Origin of the sequence: Streptomyces sp. NPDC020747, assembly GCF_044334695.1 — a bacterium.
In the GTDB taxonomy this organism is placed as follows: domain Bacteria; phylum Actinomycetota; class Actinomycetes; order Streptomycetales; family Streptomycetaceae; genus Streptomyces.
This window is the reverse complement of sequence record NZ_JBIRTJ010000001.1, coordinates 296,746-312,106: the sequence shown is the minus strand read 5'-3', so window position 1 is coordinate 312,106 and position 15,361 is coordinate 296,746. Positions and strand designations below refer to the sequence as shown.

The following is a 15,361-nucleotide window of genomic DNA, read 5'->3' as shown; positions in this document are numbered from 1 at the left end:
CCGCACGGTGATCGAGCCCGACACGGAGGACCTGCGTATGAGATGGACCGGACACCCGCGCCCGCGTACGGCCGCGGTGATCGCCGCCGCCCTGCTCGGGCTGGGCGGCGGGCTCGCCGCTCCCGCCGTGGGTGCCGCCGAGCCGGGGGAGGGGCGGCTCACCGAGCTGGTGAACCCGTTCATCGGCACCCAGAACGAGGGCAACACCTTCCCGGGCGCCGCCGTGCCCTTCGGCATGGTGCAGCTGTCCCCGGACACCGGGCACAACACCGGCTACGACTACTCGCAGCGCCACATCCGCGGCTTCTCCCTGGTCCACCTGTCCGGGGTCGGCTGCCGCCTCGGCGGGGATCTGCCGGTCCTGCCGACCACGGGTGACGTCACACAGACCGACTACGCGAAGTACGCCGCCGAGTTCGGCCACGACTCGGAGGAGGCGAGCCCCGGCCACTACAAGGTCGGCCTGAAGAACGGCATCGACGCCGAGCTGACCGCCACCGCGCGCACCGGTGTGCAGCGCTACACCTTTCCGGCCACGGACAAGGCGAACGTCCTCCTGAACGCCGGCCAGTCGCTGCACAAGACGGTCTCCACGACGATCGAGATCCTCGACGACCGCACCGTACGCAGCACGATCACGGGCAGCGGCTTCTGCCGCGCCACCGGGCCGTACACCGTCCACACCCTCACCCGCTTCGACCGGCCGTTCACCACGTCCGGCACCTGGCGGGACGACACGGTCACCGAGGGCTCGACCCGCTCGACCGGCCCGGGCCGCACCGGCGCGTACCTCCGCTTCGACACGACGAAGGACCGCACGGTCGAGGCGACCACCGCGCTGTCGTACGTGGACGCGCGCGGCGCGGCCGTGAACCTCCGCTCCGAGGGAGGCCGTTCCTTCGACAGCGTCCGGGACTCGGCGCGGCGGGCCTGGGAGGACCGGCTCGACGACGTACGGGTGCGAGGCGGCGAGGACACGCTCCGGCGCACCTTCTACTCCTCCCTCTACCGGTCCTTCCTCGCCCCGAACATCGGCAGCGACGCGGACGGCCGCTACACCGGCTGGGACAGGAAGGTCCACCGCGAGAAGGGTTTCACCTACTACCAGAACTGGTCGCTGTGGGACACGTACCGCACCCAGGCACAGCTCCTCGCCCTGCTGGCGCCCCGTGAGTCGCGTGACATGGCGCTCTCCGTCCTGAAGATCGACGAGGAGGGCGGCTGGCTGCCCAAGTGGGGCTACGGGACGGTCGAGACGAACATCATGACCGGCGATCCGGTCACCCCGTTCCTCACCAACGCCTACCAGCAGGGCCTGCTGGACGGGCACGAGGAGCAGACCTACCGGGCGCTGAAGAAGAACGCCGACGGCGTGCCGCCCGCCGGTTCGCCCGCGCTGGGACGGGAGGGCAACAAGGAGTACATCGCCGACGGATTCGTGCCCCGCCTCAAGGGCCGTCCGCACGCCAAGCCCGGCGACTCGGACTACGACCACGGGGCGTCCGCGACGCTGGAGTACGCCCTGTCCGACGCGATGCTCGCCCAGATGGCACGGGAACTCGGGCACGAGGCGGACGCCGCGCGGTATGCAGCCCGCGCCCAGAACTACCGCCGGATCTTCGACCCCTCGACCGGCTTCTTCCGGGCCCGGGACGCCTCGGGCGCCTTCACGGGCGCGGCCGATCCGGCCCGGACCGAGGGATTCCACGAGGGCACGTCCTGGCAGTACCAGTGGCTGGTTCCGCAGGACCTGCCCGGGATGATCGACCTGATCGGCGGAAGGCAGGCCGCGAACGACCGGCTCGACGCCTTCTTCGCGTACGACCGGCTGATGAAGGACCCGGCGAGGACGGCCCGCGAGGTGTGGGTCAACGGACCGTACGCCTACTACAACGCCGACAAGTACAACCCCCAGAACGAGCCCGACCTGATCGCCCCGTACACCTATCTGTCGACCGGCACGCCCTGGAAGACCACCGACGTGGTGCACGCCGCGCTGACGCTCTTCACGGACGCGCCGACCGGCATGACCGGCAACGACGACCTGGGGACCATGTCCGCCTGGCACGTTCTGTCGGCCATCGGGATCTTCCCGGTGCAGCCCGGATTCGACACCTGGGGCCTGTCCACACCGGTCTTCGAACGGGTCGACCTGACCCTCGACAGCCGCTACCACCCGCTCGGCGCACTGACCGTGACGGCGGGGCCGGACGTCTCCGACGGGCGCCGGTACATCCGGTCGGTACACGGTGACGGGGTCGCGCACGACCGTACGTACCTGACGACAGGCGAGCTGCGCGGCATCCGCCAGCTGGCCTTCACCGTGGGCGGGAAACCGTCCGACTGGGGCACGGCCCCGGACGCCGCGCCGCCCGTCCTGAAGTGACATCGCCCACTGACCTGACCCCATAGGCCACACGAGTCCCGCCACCGCCATCGGTGGCGGGACTTAATCTGCTGTTAACTGAGCGTAGCTTGATCGTACTTGACCGTAATCGCCCCACCGGGATTGACTGCTGACTCACCCGTCGTCGACGCGAGAGCCGACCCCTTGACTTCTGACCTTCTCGCACCACTCGACCTGGCGTTCTGGAACATCGAGTCCGCGGAGCACCCGATGCACCTCGGGGCCCTCGGGATCTTCGCGGCCAACTCGCCCGCCGCGGCCCCGCACGCGGCCGACCTCCTCGCGGCCCGCGCGGCCGGCGTCCCCGGGCTGCGGATGCGGATCCGCGACATCTGGCAGCCGCTCGACCTGCGACAGCCGCTGGCCTTCGCCTTCGGCGGCGCGGCCCGCGAACCCGCGACCGACTTCGAACCCTTCGACCACATCCGGCTGCACGCACCCGTCGCGGACTTCCACGCCGCCGCGGGCGCGATCATGCAACGCCCCCTGGAGCGCGGAAAGCCCCCGTGGGAGGCCCATGTGGTGCCCGGCGCGGACGGCACCTCGTTCGCCGTGCTCTTCAAGTTCCACCACGCCCTGGCCGACGGACTGCGGGCCCTGACGCTCGCCGCGGCGCTCATGGACCCCATGGACATGCCGACGCCCCGCCCCCGCCCCAAGGAGGCCTCGCGCGGATTGCTCCCCGACGTGCGCAAGCTGCCCGGTCTCGTCCGCGGCACGCTCTCCGACGTGGGCCGGGCCCTCGACATCGGCGCCTCCGTCGCCCGCGCCACCTGGGGCGTACGCTCCTGTGCCGCCCTCGTCTCCGAGCCGACCGGCACCCGCCGCGTCGCCGGAGTGAACGTGGACCTCGACGAGATCCACACGATCCGCAAGAGCGCGGGCGGCACCGTCAACGACGTGCTGATCGCCGTCGTCGCAGGCGCCCTGCGCCGCTGGCTGGACGAGCGCGGCGACGGCAGCAAGGGCGTGGCGCCCCGCGCCCTCATCCCCGTCTCGCGACGCCGCCCGCGCACCGCCCACCCGCAGGGCAACCGGCTCTCCGGCTACCTGGTACGGCTTCCCGTCGACGACCCGGACCCGCTCGGACGGCTCGACACGGTCCGAACGGCCATGAACCGCAACAAGGACGCCGGCCCCAACCGCGGCGCGGGCGCCGTCGCACTGCTCGCCGACCACGTGCCGGCGCTCGGCCACCGGCTCGGCGGGCCCGTCGTCGGCCAGGCCGCCCGGCTGCTCTTCGACATCCTCGTCACCAGCGTGCCGCTGCCCAGCCTCGGCATGAAGCTCGGCGGCTGCCCGCTCACCGAGGTCTATCCCCTCGCGCCGCTGGCCCGCGGACAGTCCCTCGCGGTCGCCGTCTCCACCTTCCGCGGGCGGGTCCACTACGGTCTCGTCGCCGACGCGGCGGCCGTGCCGGACCTCGACCGGTTCGCCAAGGCGCTGACCGCCGAGGTGGAGGAACTGCTCGCCGCGTGCCTGCCCTGAACCGCCGTTTCCGGGTCCCGTGGAGCGCCCGCCACGGGGTCCGGAAGAGACCGGTGATCATCGCGGGTTTGGTGCCTTCGCCCTGCGCTCCGTAAAATTCCGCCTTCGAAAGCGAGCGCGGTTCGCGCGCGGCGCGGAACCCTAGGAACGGCAACGGCGATGACGGTGACAGAGGACAGCCAGGCGGCCCCCGCCGTGGACACGGCTAAGGCCCCGGAAGGCTCGTACGGTCCCGGAATCGACCCGGAGCGGCTGGCCGTCTGCCTCGGCGTGCTCGACGAACTGGAGAAGATCGAGGTCGACCACCCCGACGCCATCGCCGTGCGCCGCGCCACCGCGGGCGTCTACCGCACGGTCAAGCAGCGCCGCCGCCAGGAGCGCCGGGCCGCCAAGACCGCCCACGACAAGGCGGTCACCGAGGCCACGGCCACCGGCTCCGCCCAGCGCATCGACGACGAGACCGAGGGCATCCTGCCGTCGTCGGTGACGGACGAGGGCCAGATCGCGGGGACACTCCAGCGCCCCCGCTCCTGCTACATCTGCAAGGCTCGGTACGTCGAGGTCGACTACTTCTACCACCAGCTCTGCCAGAACTGCGCCGCCGAGAACCGCACCCGCCGCGAGGCCCGCGCCGACCTCACCGGCAAGCGGGCGCTGCTCACCGGCGGCCGCGCCAAGATCGGCATGTACATCGCGCTGCGGCTGCTCCGCGACGGCGCGCACACCACGATCACCACGCGCTTCCCGAACGACGCCATCCGCCGCTTCAAGGCCATGCCCGACAGCGACGAGTGGATCGGCCGCCTGAAGATCGTCGGCATCGACCTGCGCGACCCCGCCCAGGTCGTCGCCCTCGCCGACTCCGTCGCCGCCGAGGGCCCGCTCGACATCCTGATCAACAACGCCGCCCAGACCGTACGCCGCTCCCCGGAGGCCTACAGCGAGCTGCTCGCCGCCGAGTCTGGGCCGCTGCCCGCCGGTGAACTGCCGCCCGCCGAGGTGATCGGCACCTTCGGCTCCGGCGCCGTGTCCGCGCTCCCTGTCGCCGGGGGCGGTGCGCTGACCGCGAAGGAGGTCACGGACCTGGCGCTGGTGTCCGGCTCCGCGTCCCTGGAGCGGATCGCGGCCGGTACGGCCATCGACGCGGGCGGCCTCGTGCCCGACCTGCACGACACCAACAGCTGGATCCAGGCCGTCGAGGAGGTCACGCCGGTCGAGCTCCTGGAGGTCCAGCTCTGCAACTCCACCGCGCCGTTCATCCTCATCAGCCGGCTGCGGGCGGCGATGGCGGCGGCCGGGGCCGACCGGACGTACATCGTGAACGTCTCCGCCATGGAGGGCGTCTTCAACCGCGGCTACAAGGGCGCGGGCCACCCGCACACCAACATGGCCAAGGCCGCGCTCAACATGCTCACGCGCACCAGCGCCCAGGAGATGTTCGAGAAGGACCGCATCCTGATGACCGCCGTCGACACCGGGTGGATCACCGACGAGCGGCCACATCCGGACAAGATGCGGCTCGCGGACGCGGGCTTTCACGCGCCGCTCGATCTGATCGACGGGGCGGCTCGGGTGTACGACCCGATCGTGCGGGGGGAACAGGGCGAGGACCTGTTCGGGGTGTTCTTGAAGGACTACGCGCCCGGTAAGTGGTAGGCGAAGGGGGCTTCGGAAGGTGCGGGTCGGCTGTGGCTGGTCGCGCCCACGCGGCGGAGCCGCACAATGTCACAGCCCCGCGCCCCTCAAGGGGCGCTCCGGCCGCCCGGGGTTTGTGAGCGTAGGCGGTCGTGCACGGCGTACGTGGTTGCCGTGTGGGCCGCCCGCACCCTCGTGCCGCCGTCCACCAGCAAGTCCGTACCCGTGACCCACTCCGCCGCGTCCGAGGCCAGCCAGACCACCGCCCGGGCGATGTCCTCCGGTTCGCCGATGCGGCCCAGTGGGAGGCCGGCCGCGAGTTCGTCCTCGGCCTGCTCCCAGACGAAGCGGGCCATCTCGGTGCGTACGAGGCCGGGGGAGACGGAGTTGACCCGGACCCCCGGGGCCAGTTCGCCCGCGAGCTGCTGCGTGAGGTGAATGAGAGCAGCCTTGCTCGTGCCGTACGCGCCCACGTTCGGGCCCACGTGCGTCGCGCCCTCCGTGCAGATGTTGACCACCGAGCCGCCGTGGTCGGCCATCCAGGCTTGCCACGCGTACTGGACCAGCCGCAGCGGTGCCTCGACGTTGACCGTGAACGCCTCGCGCCAGAGGTCCGGGTCGGCGTCCATGAGCGGGCCGTAGGGCTGGTTGGTCGCCGCGTTGTTCACCACGATGTCGATACGGCCGAACTCGTCCATCGCCAGCTCGGTCAGCTCCCGCAGGTGCGCCGGGTCGGCGACGGTGCCCGCGATCCCCACGGCACCCAGCATCGCGGCGGACCGGCGCACGTCCTCGGCGTCCCGGCCCGTGACACACACCCGTGCCCCCGCGGCCACCAGCCCCTCGGCGACGGCCAGCCCGATCCCGCGCGAGGCCCCGGTGACGACGGCGACCCTGCCCTGAAGTCCGTACGGCGACGTCATCCGCGTACGGTCTCATGACGGACCGTCAGCCAACAGGTCTCCGTCGGACCGTCCAGAACCCGGAACGGCGGGCGCATGGCCGTCAGCCGACGGTCCTGGGCCGCGCGTGACGTGCTGCGACCAGCTCCAGCACCGTGCGCCAGTCCTCCAGAACCCCGGCGTCGAGGCCGGACGCCCACGATGCCTCGTCCGCCTGCCGCAGGATCTGGACGTCCTCCATGACCGGGTCGTCCTCCCACCCGTCCCTGTGGAGGCGCACGAGACGGGAGACGCGCTCGCCTAGCAGTGGGCGGACCGTGTCGGCCGCGTGGTCCGCGTGCCCCGCGACATCACCGGGCCGCAGCAGCTGCCCGATGACGTGCACCAGGCCCGCCACCTGGAGTTCCTTGTCGGCGGGGCGACTTCGACGCAGCAGCGCCGCGGTCTGCAGCGCGTGGTCGTGGAGATCGACCGGGGCGCCGCCGTGACCGGCGGTGTTCCGGGACCCTCGGCAGGCGTGCAGCAGATCCATCAGCTCTTCGACACTGCGCAGCTCCATGCGCCAGTCCTCCCTGCGGGCGAGAAAGGCCGTTGCCACGCGTCAGCAGATCATGGCCAGCTTTCGACCGAACCAACGGGAACTGAACTGCGAGCCGTGGAATGCCCGGGATGCCCCGCCCCGCTCCACCCTGCTCCGCCTGCCCCGGGCCACGGTTCCCGGGGCGGGCAGTGCTGTCTCTCGGCGGTCTGGGCTCAGTGGCCTCGGTCGATCCACTCCTGGAGGTGCGGGGCCTCGGTGCCGACCGTCGTCGAGTCGCCGTGGCCCGTACGGACCACCGTCTCCGGGGGCAGGGCGAGCAGCTGTGCCCGGATCGACTCGACGATCGTCGGGAAGTGGGAGAACGACCGGCCCGTCGCGCCCGGGCCGCCCTGGAACAGGGTGTCCCCGGTGAAGACCGTGGCCAGCTTCGGGGCGTACAGGCACACGGCACCCGGCGCGTGTCCCGGCGTGTGCAGGACGGTCAGCTCCACGCCCGCGACGGAGAGCCGCTGCCCGTCGGTGAGCTCTCCGTCCGGCAGGCGGTCCGGATGGGTCTGCTTCCACAGCGGGAGGTCGTCCGGGTGGAGCAGGATCGGAGCGCCGGTGCGGGCCGCGAGGGCGGGGGCCGCGTCGATGTGGTCGTTGTGGGCGTGGGTGCAGACGATGGCCCTCAGCGTGCGGTCGCCGAGCGCCTCGGCGATGGCGTCGGCGTCGTGCGCGGCGTCGATGACCACCGCCTCGGAGTCGTCACCCACGATCCAGACGTTGTTGTCGACGTCCCAGGTGCCGCCGTCCAGGCTGAACGTGCCCGACGTAACCAGATGGTCGATGCGGGCGGCCATCACAGCATCACCACCGAGCGCAGGACGTCACCCTGGTGCATGCGGTCGAAGGCCTGCTCCACCGCGTCCAGCTCGATGGTCTCCGTCACGAAGGCCGCCAGGTCGAGACGGCCCTGCTGGTGGAGGTCGATCAGCATCGGGAAGTCGCGGGAGGGAAGGCAGTCGCCGTACCAGGACGACTTGAGGGCGCCGCCGCGGCCGAAGACGTCCAGCAGGGGCAGCTCCAGCTTCATCTCCGGGGTCGGCACACCGACCAGGACCACCGTGCCCGCGAGATCCCGGGCGTAGAACGCCTGCTTGTACGTCTCGGGGCGGCCGACCGCCTCGATGACTACGTCGGCGCCGAAGCCGCCGGTCAGCTCGCGGATCGCCTCGACGGCGTCCTTCTCCTTGGAGTTGACCGTGTGGGTGGCGCCCATCGTGCGGGCCTGCTCCAGCTTCCGGTCGTCGATGTCGACGGCGATGATCCGCGCGGCGCCGGCGAGGTTCGCGCCGGCGATCGCCGCGTCCCCTACGCCGCCGCAGCCGATGACGGCCACCGAGTCGCCACGGCCCACGTTGCCGGTGTTGATGGCCGCGCCGATGCCCGCCATCACACCGCAGCCGAGGAGGCCCGCGACCGCGGGGGACACGGACGGGTCGACCTTGGTGCACTGGCCGGCCGCGACCAGGGTCTTCTCGGCGAAGGCGCCGATGCCCAGGGCCGGGGAGAGCTCCGTGCCGTCCTCCAGGGTCATCTTCTGCTTGGCGTTGTGAGTGTTGAAGCAGTACCAGGGGCGGCCGCGCAGACAAGCGCGGCACTGGCCGCACACCGCACGCCAGTTGAGGACGACGAAGTCGCCGGGCGCCACGTCGGTGACGCCCTCGCCGACCGCCTCCACCACACCGGCCGCCTCGTGGCCGAGAAGGAAGGGGTAGTCGTCGCTGATGCCGCCCTGCTTGTAGTGCAGGTCGGTGTGACAGACCCCGCAGGCCTGCACCTTCACGACAGCCTCGCCGGGACCCGGGTCCGGGATGAGAATCGTCCGGATCTCCACCGGTTCGTTCTTGCCGGGGGCGATGACACCGCGTACCTGCTGGGCGGCCATGGCTGGCTCCTTCGCGTGGACAATGGGGCGCTGATCATGTTGGCACAGGGTCGGACGAGTGGATCCGTGCCTGTGGACAACCGAGTGAAACACGCCCGGCCGGAGCCTGAACGTCCCTGAAAGACTTCAGACGGTTACACCTTGTTTTCAGCCCCATCGAGCGGGCGCCCGCTCATTTGGTTACCCTGTACGGGACGGACAGCTTATTTGGGTCCCACCCACACCCACGGTCCGTCCCGGGACAAGCCAGCCACCACGGCCTGCTCTCAGACGAGTTGACAGGCGCCACCGCGTCGGAACGGCCTCTACTCAGACCCGAGCGGGCGTCAGGCGACCGGTAGCAGATTGGTCCTGCACGCCCCGAGGGTGATCCGACACATAAGGAGTGCGCGGTGACACCGGAGAAGACGAATCTCGATCAGGGTCCCAAGGAACGTACGGAGCACGCAGGCCGGGCCGAGAAGCTCGGCAGCCTCGACGTGTGGGCCAGGTCCGCCCCCATCCGCCTGGCGGGCTACGAGGACGACCTCGCCGAGCCCCACATCCTGCCCAGCGTGGACTGACCGCCCAGGTCCACCGAGGGACCCGCACGATCGCTGATCGGCATGGGCGTGCCAGACTCACGTCCATGCTGATCAGAGAAGCCGCGGCCAGTGACTGGCCGCGGATCTGGCCTTTCTGGCACCGCATCGTCGCCGCCGCCGAGTCCTACGCCTGGGACCCGGACACGTCCGAGGAGGACGCCCGCGCCCTGTGGATGGCCCCGGGCAAGCGTGTGTACGTCGCCGAGGACGCCACCGGAGCGGTGGTCGGCTCCGCCTACGTCACCCCCAACTACGGCGGCCCCGCCTCCCGCATCGCCAACGCCGGCTTCATGGTCGACCCCGCCCACTCGGGCCGAGGCATCGGCCGAGCCCTGGCCAACCACATCCTCGAAACGGCCAAGGCCGACGGCTACCGAGCGATGGTCTTCAACGCCGTCGTCGAAACCAACCCCGCCGTCAACCTCTGGCTCTCCCTGGGCTTCACCATCGTGGGCACGATCCCGGACGCCTACGCCCACCCGACCAAGGGCAGAGTGGGCCTGCACGTCATGCACCGGGCCCTCTGACCGGTCAGGGCCATGGGCTGCCGCCGTCTTCAGGGCCGCGGGCCGTGCCTTTCTCACGCGGGCCGCGGGCAACCGCCGTCTTTTAGGACCGCGGGGCTGTGGCATTTGCGGCTCCGCCGCGGGGTGCGACCAGCCACAGCCGACCCGCAGCCGCCCTACGCTCCTTCCCCCGAACCCTCCAGCGGAGCCGTCCGCTTCCAGGGCCGCAGTTCCTCCAGCTGCTCCGCCAGCTCCAACAGCACCGCCTCACTACCGGGCCGCCCCACCAGCTGGACAGCACCCGGCGCCCCCGAGGCCAGCGTCCCGAAGGGCACAGACATCGCAGGCCACCCCGTCAGATTCCACGGCGGTGTCAACGGCGAATAGTTCGTGTTGACCAACACGTTCCGCAGCCACCCCCGCCGGTGCCACTCCGCGGCGGCGGGCCCCCGCCGAGCGAGGGCGGGCGTGAGCAGCACCTCGTGCTCCGCGAAGAACGGCTCGAACCGTTCCCGCAACTGCTCCCGCCGCACCCCACCCCGCACGGACCCCACAAAACGCCGCCCCAGGGCGGCGTGCACCCGGGTCCGCCGAGCCAGCCGCCGCGGATCGAGTCCCTCCGCGTCCACCGCCGTCCCCGCGGTCCAGTGCGCGAGCGAGGTCGTCCCCAGCCACACGGGATACGGCGGATCCGCCCGCCGTACCCGGTGCCCGGCTCCCGCCAGCAACTCACCTGCCTCACGGGCCGCGTCGGCGTAGGGCCGGCTGACGGTGACCCCCACCAGAGGACTCCGCACGGAGACGGCGACCGTCCGGGTGACCGGTTCCCCGGCCCGTACGGCGTCGGTCGCGGCCACCGCCGCAGACTCCGTCGTGGCCTCCGTCCCGGCCAGGACCGAGAACATCAGCCGCGCGTCCTCGACCGTCGTCGTCAGCGGCCCGTTCTCGGACATCCCGAACCAGTCACCGTGGCCGATGCCCGCCGGGACGACACCGTGACCCGGCTTCAGCCCGACCAGCCCGCAGTTGGCGGCGGGTATGCGCAGCGACCCCATGCCGTCGTTGCCGAGTGCGATGGGCACCATGCCGGCGGCGACCGCGGCCGCGCTGCCGCCGGACGATCCGCCCGCCGTGCGCGTGGTGTCCCACGGGTTGCGGGCGGTCCCGTGCACGCCCTCCGTGGTGCCGAAGACGCAGAGTTCCGGGCAGTTCGTCAGCCCCACCACGACCGCGCCCGCCGCCCGCAGCCGCGCCACGGTGACATGGTCCTCGTCGGCCGGGGTTTCCGGGCTCGCGGCGGTGCCGTTGCGGGTGGACTCGCCGCGTACGGCCAGATTGTCCTTGACCGCCACCGGCACGCCGGCGAGGGGCAGTTCGGCCAGGTCGGCGCGGGCCGCCACCTCGTCCGCCTCGGCGAGCGCCGCCGTGGCGCGCAGCGTGCGGAAGGCGCCCACGCGAGCGTCGAGCAGCTCGATCCGGGCGAGGTGCTCGGCCACCACCTCGCGGGGCGTGACCCGCTTCTCGCGTACGGCGGCGGCGATCTCGGTGGCGGTCCGGCCGGCCCAGCTGGTCACGATGGCTCCTCGGGGGCGTGTGATTACCGGTGAGTACGAGTGAGTTACGAGGAGCACTGTGCCCCGGCGCGGGGCATCCCGTCGAGAGCCGCCGCGCTTGGACATTCGCTCCGGTCCTCTTGGACTTTTCGCGCCTAGGCCCGCCCACCGTTCGCGCGGAGTGGCAGGTCATCCGACCACTGGGTCAACTTGGCTGACTTCAGACCCCATTGACAGGCCCTGAAGCCAGCCCAATCATCACACCTCCGATGATTGGGAGGTGCCCGTGCGTACGGATGCCAGGAGTACGTATCCAAGACGGTCCCGGCTGGTCGGCGTCGTGGCGGCGCTGCTGCTGCTCGCGGCCCCGGTCCCGGCGGCCCAGGCGGCCGGAGGGGCCGAGAAGGCTGACGCCACGACCCCTGTGACCGTTCCCGCGCTGTCCGACTGGGCGCCGGAATCCGGACAGTACGTCTACGGGCGCGGGACGCGGCTCGTCGCGGACGGCAAGGCCGAGCGCCGCGTCGCCGACACCCTCGCCGACGACCTGCGCGCGGCGGGCCACGGCAGCGTCCCCGTCGTCGGCGGGGGAGCGCGTACGGGCGACATCGTTGTCGATGTCGCGCCGACGCGGGCCGCGCTCGGCAAGGAGGGGTACGAACTCCGCGCGGGCAAACGCCTGTCGGTGACGGGCGCCACCGAGACCGGCGCCTTCTACGGCACCCGGACCGTCCTCCAACTCCTCGCCCAGGGCGACCGGTTGCCCGCCGGACGCACGATCGACGTGCCGCAGTACGAGGAGCGCGGCGTCGGGGTCTGCGCCTGCTACATCCACATCACGACGGACTGGCTGGAGAACCTCGTACGCGACATGGCGTACAACAAGCTCAACCAGCTGCTGCTCGAACTGAAGGTGAAGAGCGACGCGCACCCGGAGGCCAACACCTGGGGCTACTACACCAAGGACGAGATACGAAGCCTCGTCGCCCTCGGCGAGAAGTACCACGTCACGATCATCCCGGAGATCAACTCCCCGGGGCACATGGACCCTTGGATCGAGAACCGCCCGGATCTCCAGCTCACCGACTCCGACGGCAACAAGCAGCCGTCCCGGCTCGACATCACGCGCCCCGAGGCCTTCGCCTACTACACGAGCCTGATGGACGAGTACGCGGAGGTCTTCAAGGCCGACTCGTGGCACATGGGCGCCGACGAGTACATGCTCGGCTCGGACTTCGCCAAGTACCCGCAGGTCCTGGAGTACGCCAGGGCGAAGTACGGCGCGAACGCCACGCCCCAGGACGCGTTCATCGACTTCGTCAACCGTGTCCACACCTACGCGGCGGACAAGGGCAAGAAGCTGCGCATCTGGAACGACGGGCTCACCGGTGCCAACACCGTGCCCGTCACCGCCGGGACGACGGTCGAGCACTGGCTGAACGTGGCGACGAAGCCCAGCCAACTCCGGGCCCAGGGCTACCCGTTGATGAACGCGGCGTACGCCCTCTACCTCGTGCGCGGCGGCTTCCACTCGGACACCAAGGGCCTGTACGACCAGAGTTGGGACCCGCGCAGCTTCGAGGGCGAGAAGCTCGCCTCGCGCGAGGGCGTCACCGGGGCGAAGATCAGCCTCTGGCCCGACAACGGGCGCGGCGAGACCGAGAACGAGGTCGCGGTCGACACGGATCCGGCACTGCGGCACGTCGCACAGGCCACCTGGGGCAGCCCCCACCCGGACGCCACCTACGCGCAGTTCACCGCTCGCGCGAAGGCCGTGGGCCACGCGCCGGGATGGCGGGACCTCACCCGTGTGCCGGTCGCGGACGGCACGTACGCCTTCCGCGCGGGGACCGCGACCGTGACGGCCGAGGTGAAGCGCACCCCGGACGGTTACGTGACCTTGAGGACCGCGAACGGCTGCCTCGAAGTACGCGGCGGCAAGCTCACCCTCAACGTGCCGCTCCAGCCCGGTGTCGAGGTGTCCCGGCAGACCTGCGACGCCGCGAACACCCTGCAGCGCTGGCAGTTGGCGCCCGCGCAGGACGGCTACCGACTCGTCAACGCGATCACGCGGATGGCCGTGCACGTGACCGACGACGGCCGGCTCGTGCAGTACCCGCCGGACCAACAGCGCCCTGCTGTATGGCAGTTGGCCGCAGGATGACCCGTAGAGCCGCACCCCGCAGCCCCGTTGACCCCCTGACCTGAGGAGTCCGACCCGCATGGCAGTCTCCAGACGTCTCTTCGTCACGGCCGCCGCCTCGCTCGTGGCGTCCAGCGGTACGGCACTGGCCCTCGCGCCCTCCGCATCCGCTGCCTCGGCCTCCTCCGCCTCGGCCGAAGAACCGTGGTACCGGATCCCCGTCAGCCCCGACGACACCCCGGAGGAACTGGTCCGCAAGGCGTCCCAAGTCCGGCCCACGGAACGGCAGATCGCCTGGCAGGCCCTCGAACGCACCGCCTTCCTGCACTTCGGCGTGAACACCTTCACCGGCCTCGAATGGGGCACCGGGGACGAGGACCCCGACGTCTTCCAGCCGGTCGGCCTCGACACCGACCAGTGGGCCCGCGCCCTGCGCGACGGCGGCTTCAAGCTCGCCATCCTCACCGTCAAGCACCACGACGGCTTCGTGCTCTACCAGTCCCGCTACACCAACCACTCGGTGGCGTCGAGCAGTTGGCAGGGCGGACAGGGCGACGTCCTGCGCTCGTTCGCCGACTCGATGCGGCGCCACGGCCTCAAGGTCGGCGTCTACATCTCCCCGGCCGACGAGAACCAGTTCCTGCACGGCGTGTACGCCAACGGCAGCGCCCGCTCCGAGCGCACCATCCCCACCCGGATCCCGGGGGACGACCGTCCGGACGGGCCCACCTTCACGCTTCCGGCCACCGACTACGGCGCTCATATGCTCGACCAGCTCTACGAGGTCCTCACCGAGTACGGGCCGATCGACGAGGTCTGGTTCGACGGCGCCCAGGGCCGTATCCCGCCGGACAAGGTCGAGAAGTACGACTGGGACAGCTGGTACACGCTGATCCGGACCCTCGTGCCGGACGCCACGGTCGCCGTGTCCGGACCCGACGTGCGCTGGGTCGGCAACGAGGGCGGGTTCGCCCGCGAGAACGAGTGGAGCGTCGTCCCCGTCCAGGAGAAGGACAACGGACGCATGGACTTCGCGCTCTCGTACGACGCGCCCGACATGGGCGGCCGGGACGCCCTGGTCGCAGCCCAGCCCGTGGCCGACTACCTCCAGTGGTGGCCGGCCGAGGCCGACGTCTCCATCCGGGACGGCTGGTTCTACCACGCCGACCAACAGCCCAAGTCCGTACAGCAGTTGACGGACATCTACTTCGGCTCGGTGGGCCGCAACGCGGTACTCCTGCTCAACATCCCGCCGGACAAGCAGGGCCTCCTCCCGGCCGCCGACGTCACCCGCCTACGGGAGTTCCGCGAACGAATCGACCGCGAGCTGCCGGAGGACCTGGCCCGCGGCGCCCGGGTCACCACCTCCCCGGGCACGATCACGGTCGACCTCGGCCGGGCCCGCGAGGTCGACCGAATCCGCCTCGCCGAGGACATCCGACACGGGCAGCAGGTGGAGGGCTGCGTGGTCGAGGCCCAGTCCGGCGGCACCTGGACGCGAGTCGCCGAGGCCGGCACCCTCGGCGCGAGCCGCATCCTGCTCCTGCCGACTCCCGTACGGGCAAGGCACTGGCGAGTACGGGTGACACGCTCGCGCCGACCGGCACACCTGGCCCAGTTCGAGTTGCACCGCTCGCGCCCCTACTGAGGCTGCTGGGCTGGCCCCGCGCCC

General features: G+C 71.2%; 12 protein-coding genes. 7 read left to right on the top strand and 5 right to left on the bottom strand.

Going from position 1 to position 15,361, the window contains the following annotated elements:
- The first annotated feature begins 37 nt into the window (after positions 1-37).
- The 3 genes from ACH4YP_RS01335 (at position 38) to ACH4YP_RS01325 (ending at position 5,551) form a co-directional block, all read left to right on the top strand.
- Positions 38-2,386, top strand: coding sequence for a GH92 family glycosyl hydrolase (locus ACH4YP_RS01335; protein WP_398489435.1), 2,349 nt, complete (start codon positions 38-40; stop codon positions 2,384-2,386).
- 165 nt (positions 2,387-2,551) lie between these two features.
- Complete coding sequence (locus ACH4YP_RS01330) at positions 2,552-3,895, top strand: wax ester/triacylglycerol synthase family O-acyltransferase (protein WP_361060035.1); 1,344 nt, start codon at positions 2,552-2,554, stop codon at positions 3,893-3,895.
- 159 nt (positions 3,896-4,054) lie between these two features.
- Positions 4,055-5,551 carry an SDR family NAD(P)-dependent oxidoreductase gene (locus tag ACH4YP_RS01325; RefSeq protein ID WP_361060032.1) on the top strand — a complete coding sequence of 499 codons (1,497 nt, stop codon included), beginning with the start codon at positions 4,055-4,057 and terminating at the stop codon, positions 5,549-5,551.
- Positions 5,552-5,637: 86 nt separating this feature from the next.
- Here the strand turns inward: ACH4YP_RS01325 and ACH4YP_RS01320 are convergent, their stop codons facing one another.
- The 4 genes from ACH4YP_RS01320 to ACH4YP_RS01305 form a co-directional block, all read right to left on the bottom strand.
- Positions 5,638-6,453: an SDR family oxidoreductase gene (locus ACH4YP_RS01320; protein ID WP_398488805.1), complete on the bottom strand. Its 816-nt coding sequence runs from the start codon at positions 6,451-6,453 to the stop codon at positions 5,638-5,640.
- Between the two features lie 82 nt (positions 6,454-6,535).
- Complete coding sequence (locus ACH4YP_RS01315) at positions 6,536-6,991, bottom strand: HD domain-containing protein (RefSeq protein ID WP_361060070.1); 456 nt, start codon at positions 6,989-6,991, stop codon at positions 6,536-6,538.
- A gap of 194 nt (positions 6,992-7,185) precedes the next feature.
- On the bottom strand, positions 7,186-7,815 hold the full coding sequence (locus ACH4YP_RS01310) for an MBL fold metallo-hydrolase (RefSeq protein WP_361060026.1): 630 nt from the start codon (positions 7,813-7,815) through the stop codon (positions 7,186-7,188).
- Entirely contained in the window at positions 7,815-8,903 is a 1,089-nt protein-coding gene (locus ACH4YP_RS01305; protein ID WP_361060023.1) for an S-(hydroxymethyl)mycothiol dehydrogenase, read from the bottom strand. Before ACH4YP_RS01305 ends, ACH4YP_RS01310 begins: the two co-directional genes overlap by 1 nt.
- A gap of 392 nt (positions 8,904-9,295) precedes the next feature.
- On the opposite strand from ACH4YP_RS01305, the gene ACH4YP_RS01300 reads away from it, so the two are divergent.
- Positions 9,296-9,466: a hypothetical protein gene (locus ACH4YP_RS01300; RefSeq protein WP_189839336.1), complete on the top strand. Its 171-nt coding sequence runs from the start codon at positions 9,296-9,298 to the stop codon at positions 9,464-9,466.
- A gap of 65 nt (positions 9,467-9,531) precedes the next feature.
- Complete coding sequence (locus ACH4YP_RS01295; protein WP_398488803.1) at positions 9,532-10,014, top strand: GNAT family N-acetyltransferase; 483 nt, start codon at positions 9,532-9,534, stop codon at positions 10,012-10,014.
- 155 nt (positions 10,015-10,169) lie between these two features.
- On the opposite strand, the gene ACH4YP_RS01290 is transcribed toward ACH4YP_RS01295, so the two are convergent.
- Positions 10,170-11,567 carry an amidase gene (locus tag ACH4YP_RS01290; RefSeq protein ID WP_398488802.1) on the bottom strand — a complete coding sequence of 466 codons (1,398 nt, stop codon included), beginning with the start codon at positions 11,565-11,567 and terminating at the stop codon, positions 10,170-10,172.
- 265 nt (positions 11,568-11,832) lie between these two features.
- Here ACH4YP_RS01290 and ACH4YP_RS01285 point away from each other — a divergent pair, with 265 nt between their 5' ends.
- On the top strand, positions 11,833-13,710 hold the full coding sequence (locus ACH4YP_RS01285) for a family 20 glycosylhydrolase (RefSeq protein ID WP_398488800.1): 1,878 nt from the start codon (positions 11,833-11,835) through the stop codon (positions 13,708-13,710).
- A 58-nt stretch (positions 13,711-13,768) separates the two neighbouring features.
- The gene (locus tag ACH4YP_RS01280) at positions 13,769-15,337 is read left to right on the top strand and encodes an alpha-L-fucosidase (protein WP_398488798.1); all 1,569 of its coding nucleotides are present in this window, start codon (positions 13,769-13,771) and stop codon (positions 15,335-15,337) included.
- The last annotated feature ends 24 nt before the right edge of the window (positions 15,338-15,361 follow it).

Coding starts and splice junctions, on each gene's coding strand:
- ACH4YP_RS01295 (WP_398488803.1), top strand. CDS start 9,532: ATGCTGATCAGAGAAGCCGCGGCCAGTGACTGGCCGCGGATCTGGCCT.
- ACH4YP_RS01310 (WP_361060026.1), bottom strand. CDS start 7,815: ATGGCCGCCCGCATCGACCATCTGGTTACGTCGGGCACGTTCAGCCTG.
- ACH4YP_RS01320 (WP_398488805.1), bottom strand. CDS start 6,453: ATGACGTCGCCGTACGGACTTCAGGGCAGGGTCGCCGTCGTCACCGGG.
- ACH4YP_RS01335 (WP_398489435.1), top strand. CDS start 38: ATGAGATGGACCGGACACCCGCGCCCGCGTACGGCCGCGGTGATCGCC.
- ACH4YP_RS01305 (WP_361060023.1), bottom strand. CDS start 8,903: ATGGCCGCCCAGCAGGTACGCGGTGTCATCGCCCCCGGCAAGAACGAA.
- ACH4YP_RS01315 (WP_361060070.1), bottom strand. CDS start 6,991: ATGGAGCTGCGCAGTGTCGAAGAGCTGATGGATCTGCTGCACGCCTGC.
- ACH4YP_RS01325 (WP_361060032.1), top strand. CDS start 4,055: ATGACGGTGACAGAGGACAGCCAGGCGGCCCCCGCCGTGGACACGGCT.
- ACH4YP_RS01280 (WP_398488798.1), top strand. CDS start 13,769: ATGGCAGTCTCCAGACGTCTCTTCGTCACGGCCGCCGCCTCGCTCGTG.